14 protein-coding genes are annotated in these 13808 nt (G+C 63.8%); 5 read left to right on the top strand and 9 right to left on the bottom strand.

Annotation, left to right across the window (positions count from 1 at the left end; genetic code table 11):
* Window positions 1–47 precede the first annotated feature (47 nt).
* From bioD to bioB, 4 genes are all read right to left on the bottom strand, one after another.
* On the bottom strand, window positions 48–764 hold the full coding sequence (gene bioD, locus CKW39_RS00265) for a dethiobiotin synthase (protein ID WP_095796214.1): 717 nt from the start codon (window positions 762–764) through the stop codon (window positions 48–50).
* Window positions 764–1921, bottom strand: a complete 1158-nt coding sequence (locus CKW39_RS00260) for an 8-amino-7-oxononanoate synthase (protein ID WP_095796213.1) — start codon at window positions 1919–1921, stop codon at window positions 764–766. Before CKW39_RS00260 ends, bioD begins: the two co-directional genes overlap by 1 nt.
* Window positions 1922–2009: 88 nt before the next feature.
* Window positions 2010–3458: an aspartate aminotransferase family protein gene (locus CKW39_RS00255; RefSeq protein WP_095796212.1), complete on the bottom strand. Its 1449-nt coding sequence runs from the start codon at window positions 3456–3458 to the stop codon at window positions 2010–2012.
* Window positions 3451–4554: a biotin synthase BioB gene (gene bioB / locus CKW39_RS00250; protein WP_095796211.1), complete on the bottom strand. Its 1104-nt coding sequence runs from the start codon at window positions 4552–4554 to the stop codon at window positions 3451–3453. Before bioB ends, CKW39_RS00255 begins: the two co-directional genes overlap by 8 nt.
* A gap of 93 nt (window positions 4555–4647) precedes the next feature.
* Here bioB and CKW39_RS00245 point away from each other — a divergent pair, with 93 nt between their 5' ends.
* Window positions 4648–5169, top strand: a complete 522-nt coding sequence (locus tag CKW39_RS00245; RefSeq protein ID WP_095796210.1) for a TetR family transcriptional regulator — start codon at window positions 4648–4650, stop codon at window positions 5167–5169.
* Window positions 5170–5196: 27 nt separating this feature from the next.
* On the opposite strand, the gene CKW39_RS00240 is transcribed toward CKW39_RS00245, so the two are convergent.
* Window positions 5197–6147: a LysR family transcriptional regulator gene (locus CKW39_RS00240; RefSeq protein WP_254049196.1), complete on the bottom strand. Its 951-nt coding sequence runs from the start codon at window positions 6145–6147 to the stop codon at window positions 5197–5199.
* Between the two features lie 130 nt (window positions 6148–6277).
* On the opposite strand from CKW39_RS00240, the gene CKW39_RS00235 reads away from it, so the two are divergent.
* Both CKW39_RS00235 and mmsB read left to right on the top strand, forming a co-directional pair.
* Window positions 6278–7681, top strand: coding sequence for an MFS transporter (locus CKW39_RS00235; protein ID WP_095796208.1), 1404 nt, complete (start codon window positions 6278–6280; stop codon window positions 7679–7681).
* 34 nt (window positions 7682–7715) lie between these two features.
* Entirely contained in the window at window positions 7716–8636 is a 921-nt protein-coding gene (gene mmsB, locus CKW39_RS00230; RefSeq protein WP_095796207.1) for a 3-hydroxyisobutyrate dehydrogenase, read from the top strand.
* 27 nt (window positions 8637–8663) lie between these two features.
* On the opposite strand, the gene CKW39_RS00225 is transcribed toward mmsB, so the two are convergent.
* Entirely contained in the window at window positions 8664–9773 is a 1110-nt protein-coding gene (locus CKW39_RS00225; protein ID WP_095796206.1) for an alcohol dehydrogenase catalytic domain-containing protein, read from the bottom strand.
* A gap of 103 nt (window positions 9774–9876) precedes the next feature.
* Here CKW39_RS00225 and CKW39_RS00220 point away from each other — a divergent pair, with 103 nt between their 5' ends.
* Window positions 9877–10371, top strand: a complete 495-nt coding sequence (locus tag CKW39_RS00220) for a GNAT family N-acetyltransferase (protein WP_095796205.1) — start codon at window positions 9877–9879, stop codon at window positions 10369–10371.
* Here the strand turns inward: CKW39_RS00220 and CKW39_RS00215 are convergent.
* Window positions 10368–11762, bottom strand: a complete 1395-nt coding sequence (locus CKW39_RS00215; RefSeq protein WP_095796204.1) for a short-chain fatty acid transporter — start codon at window positions 11760–11762, stop codon at window positions 10368–10370. The two genes, CKW39_RS00220 and CKW39_RS00215, sit on opposite strands and share 4 nt — an antisense overlap.
* A gap of 160 nt (window positions 11763–11922) precedes the next feature.
* Here CKW39_RS00215 and CKW39_RS00210 point away from each other — a divergent pair, with 160 nt between their 5' ends.
* A complete protein-coding gene (locus CKW39_RS00210) occupies window positions 11923–12417 on the top strand; it encodes a GNAT family N-acetyltransferase (protein ID WP_095796203.1) in 495 nt (164 codons plus the stop codon).
* A gap of 10 nt (window positions 12418–12427) precedes the next feature.
* On the opposite strand, the gene CKW39_RS00205 is transcribed toward CKW39_RS00210, so the two are convergent.
* Window positions 12428–13192 carry a cytochrome c oxidase assembly protein gene (locus CKW39_RS00205; protein ID WP_254049195.1) on the bottom strand — a complete coding sequence of 255 codons (765 nt, stop codon included), beginning with the start codon at window positions 13190–13192 and terminating at the stop codon, window positions 12428–12430.
* 56 nt (window positions 13193–13248) lie between these two features.
* Window positions 13249–13770, bottom strand: a complete 522-nt coding sequence (locus CKW39_RS00200; RefSeq protein WP_095796620.1) for a DUF2243 domain-containing protein — start codon at window positions 13768–13770, stop codon at window positions 13249–13251.
* Window positions 13771–13808: the final 38 nt, after the last annotated feature.

Raw genomic sequence — 13808 nt, 5'->3', positions numbered from 1 at the left:
ATTTCCCTCCCACCACACTTCAGACCTGCAGTTACTTCACCTCATACTCAGCCCACGGAGCCCCAGCCCTTCGGGATGGCACCAAGGAGAGGGATGCTCCTGCCGTCCTCCGCATGGATGTTAACGATGTAGTCGCGATTGGTCTCGTGCAGTATCTGCGGATTCGAGGGCCAACTACCCAGCACCGTTCCGAGCACGCGCACTCCCCTGCGATACAAAGCTTCGAGGCTGAGCAATGTGTGATTCAGGGTGCCCAAATCGGGGCGGCCCACGAGCACTACTCCCACGTACGGATCGACGTCGCGGCTTATGCGCTCGGTCAGATCCGCGATGTTGCGCCCCTGACCGTCGAGTTCCACGAGCACACCTCCGCTGCCCTCAACGAGCACCAGGTCGTGATCGCTCAGCAGCGCGGCAACGCGTTCCGCGTGATCGTCGAGGTTCAACAGTGGCACCTGGTCGATGGCCGCTGCCGGTGGCGGGGCCATGGGCGCCGAGAGTCGTTGACCTTCGGCAGTGGTGAGGAGATCGCTAGGTACGCCGGCAGCGGCAAGTAAGCGGGCGACGTCGTCGATGTCGCCGGAATCACCGGGAAGCACGCCCGTTTGGACCGGTTTATAGACGGCAATCCGACGCCGCCCCGCCGAGCACCCGGCCAAGGCAAGGGCCGCGGTGGCGTAGGTCTTGCCGACGTCCGTATCGGTGCCCGTGACGACCACAACCCCGGTCAGGAGTTCCGCCGCCCGCGCCAAAGGATTACCCATCACGCGACCACCCCGAGCGGTCGGGCACCCAACTCAGTTATGACGTCTTGGACCTCGCTCAATGCGTCCGTCAATGCTTGTAATTCCACGTTTGCTCGGGCCGTGAGCCTTAACCGACTGATGCCGTCCGGCACTGACGGTGGGCGGAAGCAGCCGACCAGAATCCCTCGATCGCGCAAGGTCTCGGCCGTAGTGAGCGCCAACTCCGGCGATTCGATCGGTACGGACTGAACTGCCGCGAGGGCGTGCTCGATCCCTAGTACCTCAGCGATGACTCGGCCGTTAGCGTGCAGCCGTTCCGCCAGATCCGGTTCGCGGACAATGATTCGGCACGCCTCAGTTGCCGCGGCCGCGCTGGCCGGGGCGAGCGCCGTATCGAAAATGAAAGGACGCGCGACATTGACCAGGTGATCGCGCAACAGCTCGGACCCCAGAACCGCTCCGCCCTGTGCGCCCAAGGCCTTGGACAGCGTGACGGTCAGGACCACATTGGGGTGGCCCGCCAGGCCTTCCTGGTGTGCGAGCCCGCGTCCCCGCCCAGCGACACCGATTCCGTGTGCCTCATCCACCACGAGCAGTGCCCCGTGGAGTTCGCATACCGCGGCGAGTTCTTTGAGTGGAGCATGATCGCCGAGCATCGAGTAGATGGACTCGACGACCACGATGGCGCGCTTCTGACTGCGCTCCTTGAGCAACTGCGCCACGTGTTCAACGTTGTTGTGCCCGGAAATCACCACTGGCGCTCGAGACAGACGCGCCCCATCCACCAGGGACGCGTGCACGTGCTGATCGGAAACGATCAGGGTGTCCGCCTCCCCCAGGGCCGTGAGCAAGCCAGTGTTCGCTGCATACCCGCTGGAGAATACAAGCGCGGCGGGCTGTCCCGTTAGATCGCAGAGGGCCCGTTCGAGGTCCGCGTGAACGCTCAATGTTCCGGTGACCAGTCGGGACGCGCGCGATCCCGCGCCGTACCGGTGCAGGGCTTCCGCCGCGGCAGCCACAACTCGCGGATCCCGTGACAGCCCCAGGTAGTCGTTGGACGCCAAATCGACCGAGTTCTCGCGGATCGCCACGGTACGACGCCGCAGCCCCAAGTCCGCGCGTGTACTCGCCTTGTCGTGCAGCCAGGAATCGAGCGGTCCGGTCTTCCCAATCATGAGGTGGCCTCCTGCGCACGCGTGGACAAAGGCGATGGCGCTTCGCAGTGCGGCACCGCGACCGGTTCAGCTGCCGGGCAAGTGGCCATCACCGTGCGCTCACCGTCTGCTGCGCGACAGTTCCTGCCGCGGCGACCATGGCGCGGGCGATCCGCTCGATCTCGCGCTCGGTGCAGACGTACGGCGGCATGGCATAGAGCAGATTCCCGAAGGGTCGCAGCCAGACGCCGTGTTCCAAGGCAGTCCGAGTCAGCACGCCCCGATCCGGCGCGTCGTGGAATTCAATAACCCCCACGGCCCCGATCACTCTGACATCCGCCACCGTGGACAGCTCCGTGGCAGTCGGCAGGATTTCTTGTAATTTCAGATTCTGCCGGGTCACGCTCGGCCGCCAGCTCTCCTGAAGCATGGCCAGCGATTCATGAGCCACCGCGCACGCCAACGGGTTGGCCATGAAGGTGGGGCCGTGCATCAGTGCACGCTGTGGCGAATCCGTGACGACGACCGCAACCCGCCGCGAGACGAGGACCGCCGCCAGCGTCAGGTAACCGCCGGTCAGCGCCTTACCCACGCACATCACATCCGGGACAATGCCCGCCCACTCGCACGCGAACCACGCGCCGGTGCGCCCGAAACCGGTGGCGATTTCGTCCGCGATGAAGACCAGGTCCAGTTCATCGGCGAGCTCGCGCAGCGCCTTGAGACAGCGAGGATCGTAGGTGCGCATGCCACCCGCGCCCTGCAGGATGGGCTCGACGATCACGCCCGCCAGCTCGTGTCGGTGGTGCCGCGCGGTTTCTTGTAGTTCCGAGATCCAACGATCAACTTCGTCGGTATTGCTCGACCACGAACCCGCCGACAGATTGCCGAACCATCCGGAAGCGGCGTCGTCGGACACCGCGTAGTCGGGCGCGGGGGCGTCGAAAAAGCGATCAGCGGCGTCGGCAAGATCCCCGGCCGGAACGAAGCGCGCTGCGGGCGGGGGTGCCACGAACAACTGGTCCGCAACGAGCCCGCTGAACTGCGCGTGCATGCCGCCTTCGGGATCGCACACGCTCATGGCGCCGGTAGTGTCCCCGTGGTAGCCGCCGCGGACCGTGAGGATACGGCGCCGCTCGGGACGATTCCGCGCCGCTTGATACTGGACCGCAAGTTTGAGGGCCACCTCCACGCTGACCGACCCCGAGTCGGCGAAAAACACGTGGTCCAGTCCGTCAGGTGTCACTGATACGAGTCGTTCGGCCAATTCCACTGCGGGTTGGTGGGTTAAACCGCCGAACATCACGTGGGAGAACCGGCTGATCTGCTCCACCGCAGCACGGTCCAGCCGTGTATTGCGGTAGCCGTGCACCGCACACCACCACGACGACATGCCGTCAATGGCATGTATCAACTCGCCATCCGGGGACCGCAGATTCAGGCTGACGCCGTCGGCTTCCTCGACCGCGTACGGTGGCTCGCCGTCGAGTGCTTCGTACGGGTGCCACAACAAGCCCCGGTCCCGGTCGGCGAGGGATCGCTCGCCCGATTTAAGCATTGGGGGCCACCGCCGTGCCCGCCCCACGACGCCGCAGCGCCGGCTCCAAACCCAGGTCCACCTTTTCGTAGGGTTCGGGTACGGCCGCGGTGTCGGCATTCGAAGCGTCGTCGGAAGCGGACCCGAGAACGGTGAAGCCGGCGTCGGCAATCATGTCCAGGTCCGCTTTGGCGGCCTGGCCCTCGGACGTCAGGTAGTCACCCAAGAACAGCGAGTTGACTACGTGCAACGCCAGCGGCTGGAGCGAACGCAAGTGCATTTCGCGACCGCCCGCCATGCGAATCTCCTTGTCCGGGCAGACGAAGCGCACCACGGCGAGGATCTTGAGGCACTTTTGCGGGCTCAGCTGCCAAGTACCCGCTAAGGGAGTGCCCTCGAAGGGCATCAGGAAGTTGACCGGCACCGAATCCGAATCGAGCTCGCGCAAGGCGAAAAGCGCCTCGACGAGCTGTTCGTCCGTCTCACGCATGCCCACGATCAGCCCCGAACACGGCGAGAGCCCCGCGCCTTTGGCTCGCTCCACGGTGTCCACGCGGTCCTGGTAGGTGTGCGTCGAGCAGATGCTCTCGTAATTGGACTCGGCGGTGTTGAGGTTGTGGTTGTAAGCATCCACGCCGGCGTCACTGAGGGTCTCGGCCTGGCCGTCTTTGAGCAGACCCAGGCAAGCACAGACCTCCACCCCGGGGTGCTGTTCCTTGAGCGCCTCGACCGTTTGCGTCACGGTGTTGACTTCGCGATTGGACGGTCCGCGACCGCTCGCCACCAGGCACACGCGGCTCGCGCCACCCTTGATGCCGTGCTGCGCCTGCTCCACAGCCTGCTCGGGAGTGAGCCACGAGTACTTCAGGATGCCCGCGCCGGAATTCAACCGCTGCGAACAATAGCCGCAGTCCTCCGCGCACAACCCGGACTTGAGGTTGACCAGGTAGTTCACCTTGACGGTCATCCCGAAGTGCTCGCGCCGCAATCGGGCCGCGGCAGCCACCAGGTCGAGCATGTCCTGATCACTGGTTTCGAGCAGTTGGAGCGCCTCTTCGGGGGTCACCGGCTCACCGTTGAGCGTGCGATCTGCGAGATCGTTGAAGTTCTTGAACACCGTTCAATTATTGAACAGTGTTCAAGTTTGTCAATCCGAGGGTGCCCCGCGGGTAAAGTTCCAATCGTCCCCGCCCAGATTTCGAGGAGCACCATGGCCCTGTCTCGCGACCAGATCGTGGATGCCGCGTGGGGCATTCTGCAGAGTTACGGCCTGGGCGACCTCTCGATGCGCCGCCTTGCCAAGGACCTCGGAGTCCAACCCGGCGCCCTCTACTGGCACGTGGCCAATAAACAAGAGCTGCTCGGAGTGCTCGCCCAGCGCATGGTTGCGCCGCTCTCAACAGAGGCACTTGACGACGCCGCTCCCCCGCGTGATCGCGCCGCCCACCTGACGCGTGAGTTTCGTTCGCTGATCCTGGCCGTGCGCGATGGCGCGGAAGTCGTGAGCGTGGCGCACTCGATCAACCCGGAAAGTCTGAGTCCGGTGCCGGAACTGGTGGCGCTCTCCACTGAATCCGGATCACCCCAGGGCGAAGCGAAATATACAGCCCTCACCCTGGTTCGCTTCACCTTGGGGTCGGTCAGCACGGAGCAGACGCGGGAGGCCATGGGGCTGGACACCTCATCCTCTGAAGCGGAGTTCACTGCGGGTCTCGAGCTGCTTTTGAGCTGAGGGTGATCCGCGCCAATCCGGCTCCCGCTAGGCCCGCTCATCCTCCGGCGGGGCAGCCGCAAGCTCATCTTTCATGTCGTGCACCGCGGCCCGGAGAGCACTCATGACTGCTTGCACCGCGGGCCGTCGGAGCAGATCGGGGCGTGAGACTACCCAGTAGGACACGGGGAAAGTCAGTTCTCTGGGGAACAGTCGCACCAGGTCACTGGCCCGTTCGGCCATGAAGCACGGCAGGAGTCCGATCCCCGCACCGGCGCGCGTGAGCTCCACATGGACCATGGAGGACGTAGCCCCCACCGATTGCCGCATACGCGGAAAGTAACTCACCGGATCCGTCAGCTCCGGAACGTCTTGCATCGACTCCACGAAATAGAGGAGCGGGTGGTCCTGCACCTGGTCGGGTTCGGTGATCGCTTCATGGGTCTCGAGATAGGACCGAGACGCGTACATTCCCAACGTGTAGTCAGCCAAGTGGAAAGCCTCGTTCCGTGAGACCTCCGGCCGTCCCACCACCACTTCGAAGTCGATGCCCACCAGATTGGTTCTGGCCCTCCGCGCGGCATTGATCATTTCCAGGCGAACGCCGGGGTGGGTTTCGGACAATCTGCGCATGGCCGCCCCAACGACCACACCAGCGAACCCCTCGGGCACGAGTACGCGAACCACACCCCGCACAGAACCGCCAACGCCGCCCGAATCCAGCGCCAACGAGCCGAGTGCCAGTTCAATGTCTTCACCGGCCGAGACGAATTCGCGCCCCAGTTCCGTGGGTTCCCATACCTCCCCGGAACGAACGAGCAGGCGGGCTCCGGCAGATTTCTCCAGGGCCGCAATCCTCCGGGAGACCGTGGTGTGACTGATCCCCAGCGCAGCACCCGCACCCAAGTACGAGCCGTGGCGCACCACGGAGAGCAGTAGCAACAGGTTGTCGACGTCTTGCGCCACTCGCGCCCCTCCCAAATGTATTGCAAAGCTCATCGAGAGCAGTATGTGCATTTTTGCACAGCGGGGGCCAGGTTCTGGTCATTGAGGAAGTCCGGAGCTAGCAGTAGGTTTGACCCACTGTGGCGTGATCGCGGTCACAGTTTTGATCCATAAGGAGAACCCCATGAGCACCGCGGACCGGGCCACCCCCGCAGCCGAACTCGATCCCAATGACACTCCGGAGAACCGCGCGGGACTCAAGAAGGTCGTGGCCGCCTCGATGGCCGGCACCGTGGTCGAGTGGTACGAGTTCTTCTTGTTCGCAACCGCGTCCACCTTGGTGTTCGGCCCGTTGTTCTTCGTGGACACGGGCAATCCCTTGGACGGCATCATCAAGGCCTTCCTCATCTACGCGGTTGGTTTCATTGCACGCCCACTGGGTGGCATCGTCTTCGGGCACTTCGGTGACAAGTTCGGCCGTAAGCATCTGCTCCAAGTGGCCATCATTCTGGTGGGTGCCGCGACCTTCCTCATGGGATGCCTGCCCACGTTCCATCAAGTCGGCTACTGGGCTCCCACGCTGCTCGTGATCCTGCGCTTCGCACAGGGTTTCGCCGTGGGTGGCGAGTGGGGCGGCGCCGTGCTGCTCGTGGCCGAGCACTCCCCCAACAAGGAGCGCGGCTTCTGGGCGAGCTGGCCCCAGGCCGCGGTCCCGTTGGGCAACCTGCTCGCAACCGTGGTTCTGTTGATCCTCTCCCGCACGCTCTCCGACGAGCAGTTCCTCTCGTGGGGCTGGCGCGTGGGCTTCTGGCTGTCCGTGGTCATCGTGATCGTCGGCTACTACATCCGCACCCATGTTTCGGACGCTGCAATCTTCAAGGAGACTCAGGAAGAGGTCATCGAGGCCAAGGGTGCCGCATACGGTGTGGCCGAAGTGTTCCGCCGCTACCCCCGCGGCGTATTCGGCGCCATGGGACTGCGCTTCGCAGAGAACATCCTCTACTACATCGTGGTCACCTTCTCGATCACGTACTTGTCCACACAGCTGAAGATGGACACCTCTAACATCCTGCTGCTCCTGCTGGTGGCGCACATTATCCACGCCATCCTGGTGCCCCTGATGGGCCGGTTCACGGACAAGATCGGCCGACGCCCCGTGTACGCAGCCGGTGCGCTGATGGGCATCGTGTGGTCGTTCATCGCGTTCCCCATGTTCAACACTCAGAACGACTGGGTCATTCTTGCCGCCATCGTTCTGGGCCTGGCAATCCACGCCTTCATGTACGCCGGACAACCCGCCATCATGGCCGAGATGTTCCCCACACGCATGCGGTACTCGGGCGTCTCGCTGGGCTACCAGGTCACCTCGATCGTCGCGGGTTCGCTGGCTCCCATTATTGCGACCACCCTGTTGCGCCAGTTCGGCTCCTGGGTGCCCATTTCCATCTACATTTCGATCGCGTGCCTCATCACGCTGTTCGCCGTGGCCACATTGCGCGAGACCCGCGGTATTTCTTTGCAGTCGATCGACGCCGAAGACCGACGCCGCCTGGACCAGGAACGCACGACACACACCACCAGCTCCTGATCTTCCTCGGGGGCCCGCCGAAAGGGACACCACCATGACCACCATCAGCTGGATCGGCCTGGGAAACATGGGCGGACCCATGTCCGCCAACCTCGTGAAGGCGGGCCACGACGTCCGCGGTTTCGACCTCAATGAACAAGCGATGCACGAGGCTAAGGCCCAGGGCGTGACGACCTGCAGTTCTATCGAGGAAGTCCTGGACGGCGCGCAGGTGGTCTTCACCATGCTGCCAAAGGGTGAGCATTCGCGAGCCGTGTACCTCGGGGACAGTGGAGTCTTGGCCCTCGCGCCACAAGACGCCCTGCTCATCGACAGTTCGACCATCGACGTGGAAACCGCGGTCGACCTGCACAAGACCGCCGCGGAGGCGGGATTCGAATTCGTCGATGCCCCGGTGTCCGGAGGCATTAGTGGTGCGGCGGCCGGGACCTTGACGTTCATGGTGGGCGGCGAGAGCGGCGCAGTCGAGAAAGCCAAGCAGTACATCGAGCCCATGGCCGGGCGGATCGTCCACACCGGCGAGGCGGGAACCGGTCAGGCCGCGAAGATCGTGAACAACATGATGCTGTTCATCAGCCTGGAGGCCTGCGGCGAAGGCGCTGTCCTTGCCGACCGGCTGAGCCTGGACCCGCAGGTGTTCTGGGACATCGCCTCGGTCTCGTCCGGCAACTCCTGGGCCCTGCAGACGTGGTATCCCGTGCCGGACATCGTCGACTCCTCGGCGGCGAACAACAACTTCAAGGCCACGTTCTCCGCGGCACTTGCGGCCAAGGATGTGGGGCTCGCGCTGGCTGCGGGTGAACAGACCGGGGTGAACCTCCCCGCGGCCGAGCTCGCGGCTCAGCGGTTCCAGCAACTCGTGGACGAGGGCTACGAGAACCTGGACTGCAGCCTGATCGCCAAGTACGCGGCCCCGGACGGAAAAATCCGGGGCTGGAACCCGGACGAGGCCTGACAGCGCTCATCCCGGGCGGGGGCAGGTTCAGTCCTCGAACATAATCACCTGGCGGACGGCCTGACCGTCCGCGAGTAGGTCGAGTGAGCTGTTGATCTCCGACAGTGCGATTCGCCCGGAAATCAGCTCTTCGACCGGCAGTTTCCCCTCGCGCCACAGCTGCGCGTAGATCGGGATGTCCCGGGCGGGCACGGCTGAGCCCAGGTAGGAACCCTTGATGGTGCGGGCCTCAGCGGTGAGTACGAGCGGCGAAATGCTGGATCGCGCATCCGGGGACGGCAAACCCACAGTCACCGTGGTGCCGCCCACCTCTGTCGCGGCCACTGCGGTCTCGAACGCCTTGGGATGCCCGGCCGCCTCAATCACCACGGGGGCCTTGATGCCCTGCTCGGTCACCTGTGCGGGCGTGTAGACCTCGTCAGCTCCCAATTCACGGGCGCGTGCGAGCTTCTCCTGGTTGGCGTCCACTCCAATGACCTTGCCCTTGTCGATGGAAACGGCCGTGATGAGCGCAGCCATCCCCACACCCCCCAGGCCCACGACCATCACGGCGTGCCCATCCGCCGGTTGGCCGGCATTCAGCACGGCGCCGCCGCCGGTGAGCACCGCGCAGCCCAGGACGGCGGCGACGTCCGCGGGCACGTCGTCGCCAATCGGAACCACCGACTGCCGGTTCAACACGGCGTGCGTCGCGAACCCAGAGACCCCCAGATGGTGACGAACCTCCTCACCTTCCCGATGTAGCCGCACGTGATCACCGATGAGCACGCCGTCATTGTTGGCGGCGGTGCCCGGGGTGCACGGCAGTTTTCCGTCCGTGAGGCAGTTCTTGCATTCACCGCAGCGCGGCAGGAACACCGTGGTGACCTGCTCTCCCACGGACAGGTCTGTGACGTTCTCACCGACTTTTTCCACGACCCCGGAAGCCTCATGGCCAAGCAGCATGGGCGTGGGCCGTACTCGATTTCCATCGACCACGGAAAGATCCGAATGGCACAGGCCTGCGGCCCGAATACGAATCAGTACCTCGTCCGGGCCGGGATCGTCCAGGTCCAGCTCCGTGATGTTCAGTGGCTTCGACTCCGTGTAGGGACGCTCCAGGCCGATCTCTTCGAGGACTGCTCCGGTGATCTTCATGGTGACTCCTGGCTGAGTGCTGCACTTCGCGGGTGAGATGTGAACCACAGTAAACGTAACCTCGGACATCCACACGCGCCCACTGCGGCAATACCATAGGGCCATGAACCCGCCGGCTATCACCCTGCGCGAGCCCACTTTCGACGACGCCGCTGCCCTCGGGGACCTCCACGTGGAGACGTGGCGGGAAACCTACGGGCAGTTGATGCCGGCCTCGGCCTTCGACGACGCCGCTCGCGCCGCCCGGGTCGAGATGTGGCAAGGCACGCTGCAACGTCCGAAGAGGGACGGCACACTGCTGGTCGCTGAGACGAAGGACCAGCTGATCGGATTCGCGGGTGCCGCACCGTCGACTGATGAACATGCCGCTCGTCCCCTGGAACTTCGCATGCTCTATGTACTCGCCGAGCACCACGGCAGCGGTGCCGGACAGGCTCTCCTAGAGGCCGTCATCGGTGACAATCCTGCGTTCCTCTGGGTCGCCAAGGACAATCCCCGGGCACGGCGCTTCTACGAACGCAACCGTTTCACCACAGACGGCGCCGAAGCGGTCTACATTCAAGCCACCGGATTCATGATCGTGCGAATGGTGCGCTAAACCCCTGCCCCCACGATCAACATGGTGGCACCGAAAACGACTCCCGACACCAAGAGCACCACCGTGGTGTAACCCAGGATGTCGCGGATCTTGAGGCCCGCGATGGCCAACAGCGGCAGCGCCCAGAACGGCTGGATCATGTTCGTCCACTGGTCGCCGTATGCCACGGCCATGATCGTGACGGAGGGGTCCACGTCGAGTCTCGCGGCGGCGTCGAGAAGAATGGGCGCCTGGATGGCCACCTGGCCACCGCCGGAAGGGACAAAGAAGTTGACCAGACCCGCGGACAGAAACGCCAGCAACCCCAAAGTCTGCGGCGAGGCCACCGCCACGATCGAATCGGACAGCACCTGGATGAGACCGGTGGCGGTCATGATGCCCATGATTCCGGCGTACAACGGGAACTGCAGCAGAATGTCGCCCACGTTGGAGGCAGCATTCTTGATCAGGCCCATGACCTCAAACGAATTGCGGGACAGCAAGAAAATCAATGCGAGGAACATCCAGTTCACGATGTTGAGCGTGACCGACCCGCCATGCGCGAAATGGATCACCAGGTAGGCCACGAGAGCGATCCCGATGAGGAGAGTGGGCAGTCGTGACGCGTCCAAGTGATCTGCCGGGGCCTCGACCTTGGGCTGCTGCACCTCTTGATCGGATTCCTTGAGCGCCTCCGCGGTGATCCTGTGAGATGCGGGCACTACTCGAGGAGCTACGAGCCACAGGGCCGCTGCCACCAGAATCACTGTCGCCACCGCGGCGCTCATGTTCCACCATGAGAAGGTCGTTTCGCTGATGGGAATCACGTACCCCACCTGCTTCTCGATGAAAGACCCAGGCGTGGCCGCGGTCAGCGGTCCGGAACCCGAGTAACCCATGTGCCACACCACCATGCCGGAGAACCCTGCGGCCACGAGCATGGGGAAACTGATGGGAATGTTCCTGCGGCCGAACTCGTGGGCGACCTCCCTCGCCAGTAAGGCGCCAACAACCAACCCGAAACCCCAGGTGATGAGACAGGAAATAGCTGCCACGACAAACACGAACACGTACGCCTTCAAAGGTGAACGCGGGACGGAAGCCAACCTGCCGAGCAGCGCACGCACCGGCCGTGTACTGGCGAGTGCGTGGCCGAGCAACAGCACCAAGGCCATCTGGGTCATGAACTCCAACAGCCCGGACAGGCCCACTCCCCACCCTTCGATCACGGTCACGGGACCGGAATCGCTGAGGATCAGAGCCATGACGGCGACGACCACGGTCAGCACGATGGCGAAGATCAAGGCGGAGGGGATGAACCGCTCCACCACGGAGTTCACGGGTCGCATCAGCCGGGCCAGCGGCGGCTCAGCCGTGGTGCGGGTGTCGGAATGGTGCTCGGGGGTGCTCATGGCGATACCTCGTCAGTCAGATCGGTACGGCTTGGTGCGGTGGGATCGGGTCACCAACCACCCCTGAGGCTATCGAGAGTGGCGTGGATCACACGGTATTTCGGGCCGGGCGCTACCGGCCGCTTGAACCGCCCCCGGGGCCGTTTCTTAGCGTTAAACCATGAGTGCTCCACCGATCACTTTGCGACGCCCCGAACCGACCGACGTTGAACCGCTGGCCGACGTGCACCTCCGGTGCTGGCAAGAGACGTACACGGGCCAATTACCCGACGCTTTCCTCGGAGACACCGCTTGGGAATCCCGCCGCCGCACCTGGCAAGCCATCGTGGACAATCACGGCCAGGACATGTTCCCGTGGGTGGCAGAAGCGGATGATCACATCATCGGGTTCTCGATGACCGCCCACCCTCAAGAAAAGGATGACGTGCGGGACTTCCAGCTGTTCATGCTCTACGTCCTCAAGGAATTCCACGGGACGGGCGCAGGACAAGAACTCTTGGACGCCTCCCTCGACGATCAGCCGTCACAGCTGTGGATGGCCAAGGACAACCCCCGAGCGCGCAGATTCTACGAGAAGAACGGCTTTGAGGCGGACGGCGCCGAGCGGATCGACAGCGCATCCAACGGTTTGAAGACCATTCGCATGGTGCGTTAGTCGGGGCCGTCTACGACGACGTCGCTCGCGCCCTATCCGAGCTCGCTGACCGCGGCCTCGTGGCCCGGTACCACCCGGTGAACAGCAGAACGATCAGTAGCACGTCCACCGCATCTCCGCCGTAGTACATGAGCTGGGCACCGAACTGCGCATCCGCGGTTTCCACCCCCATGGGCTGGTGGGCGTACAACCACTTGGCCAGAATCGAATGCGCAGCGATGAACGCAATCAGCACCCCGGCTCGAAGCTTGAACGACGCCCTGTGCGGATCCGGGTCCACGCCCACCATGGACGCCGTGAACACATACCCCGCCAAGAAAATATGGGTGTGCACCAGCGCATGCACCCACACGGAACCGTGCATCCAATGAAACAGCGGGGTGGTGTACAGCACCCACAATCCACCCGCGTTCAAGAGAGCGGCCACGACCGGGTGCGTGATCACCCGGACGTAGGGCGAACGGAGCATGCGAGACACCGCACGCGCTCGCCCCACGGGCAAGGCCCGCAACAGCACGCTCACCGGAGCCGAAAGCACCAGTAGGAGCGGGGCGATCATCCCGAGCAACAAGTGCCCCATCATGTGCGCGGTGAAACTCTCGTGAGCGGCCTGGCCCAAGGGGCCCACCAGGCTCGCGGCCACGCAGGCCAGTCCCGCGTAGAAGAACACGGTCCGATGAACCGGCCACGCACTGCGGTGCCGCCCGGCCCAGAGGGACCAGGCATACCCGACCGCCGTGGCAATCAGCAATGCCGCAACAAATACTTCGAACACGAGCCAGCCATCAAGGCCAGTCGCGTGGGCTGAGTCATGAGCGTGCACGGGCAGCCTCAGCGAGCGTCATGGGCCGAACGGGTCATGCGCAGCACCATCCACCCGATCACCATGAGTACGATCGCAGATCCGATCCACACCGTGTCATACAGCAGCAGGTCAACGCCGTACCGGATCTGATGGATGCCCAGGATCTTGTGGTTGAGCACGCCGTCGAGGAGTTGGAACGACCCGATGCCCAGGGCCACTGCCCCAGCCCAGCGCTTCCAATTCACGCCCCCGCGGCGTCGGATATCGGCCAGCAGGAACAGGCCCCACACGGTGATGAACCACCCGAACGCGTGGAAAATCCCGTCCGTCAGCAACGCCACCTCATGGGTGGACAGATCATAAAAATGGTGCCATTGCAGGCCCAAGTGGAAGATGAACAGATCGATCATGGACGCTGCAATACCGCAACCAAACAGGAATCCCGACAGCACGGTTCGCTTGCCGGGGTGCCGTTCGTCTCTGGTTTCGACCCCGCCACGGTGTCCCGTTCGCGCTTCGTTTCGTGCGTTCGGTTCAACGGTGGACATTTCCAGCACTCCTCAACGCGACAACGGGGCTCCTGCCT

It is taken from the genome of Kocuria sp. WRN011, from assembly GCF_002295155.1.
Lineage (GTDB): Bacteria > Actinomycetota > Actinomycetes > Actinomycetales > Micrococcaceae > Kocuria > Kocuria carniphila.
The sequence above is the reverse complement of the archived record's forward strand: the minus strand, read 5'-3'. Positions and strand labels throughout refer to the sequence as shown.

Bases quoted from the DNA above. Each gene is read 5' to 3' on its own strand.
- bioD (WP_095796214.1), bottom strand. From the start codon at position 764: ATGGGTAATCCTTTGGCGCGGGCGGCGGAACTCCTGACCGGGGTTGTG.
- CKW39_RS00260 (WP_095796213.1), bottom strand. From the start codon at position 1,921: ATGATTGGGAAGACCGGACCGCTCGATTCCTGGCTGCACGACAAGGCG.
- CKW39_RS00255 (WP_095796212.1), bottom strand. From the start codon at position 3,458: ATGCTTAAATCGGGCGAGCGATCCCTCGCCGACCGGGACCGGGGCTTG.
- CKW39_RS00245 (WP_095796210.1), top strand. From the start codon at position 4,648: ATGGCCCTGTCTCGCGACCAGATCGTGGATGCCGCGTGGGGCATTCTG.
- CKW39_RS00240 (WP_254049196.1), bottom strand. From the start codon at position 6,147: ATGAGCTTTGCAATACATTTGGGAGGGGCGCGAGTGGCGCAAGACGTC.
- CKW39_RS00235 (WP_095796208.1), top strand. From the start codon at position 6,278: ATGAGCACCGCGGACCGGGCCACCCCCGCAGCCGAACTCGATCCCAAT.
- mmsB (WP_095796207.1), top strand. From the start codon at position 7,716: ATGACCACCATCAGCTGGATCGGCCTGGGAAACATGGGCGGACCCATG.
- CKW39_RS00225 (WP_095796206.1), bottom strand. From the start codon at position 9,773: ATGAAGATCACCGGAGCAGTCCTCGAAGAGATCGGCCTGGAGCGTCCC.
- CKW39_RS00220 (WP_095796205.1), top strand. From the start codon at position 9,877: ATGAACCCGCCGGCTATCACCCTGCGCGAGCCCACTTTCGACGACGCC.
- CKW39_RS00215 (WP_095796204.1), bottom strand. From the start codon at position 11,762: ATGAGCACCCCCGAGCACCATTCCGACACCCGCACCACGGCTGAGCCG.
- CKW39_RS00210 (WP_095796203.1), top strand. From the start codon at position 11,923: ATGAGTGCTCCACCGATCACTTTGCGACGCCCCGAACCGACCGACGTT.
- CKW39_RS00200 (WP_095796620.1), bottom strand. From the start codon at position 13,770: ATGTCCACCGTTGAACCGAACGCACGAAACGAAGCGCGAACGGGACAC.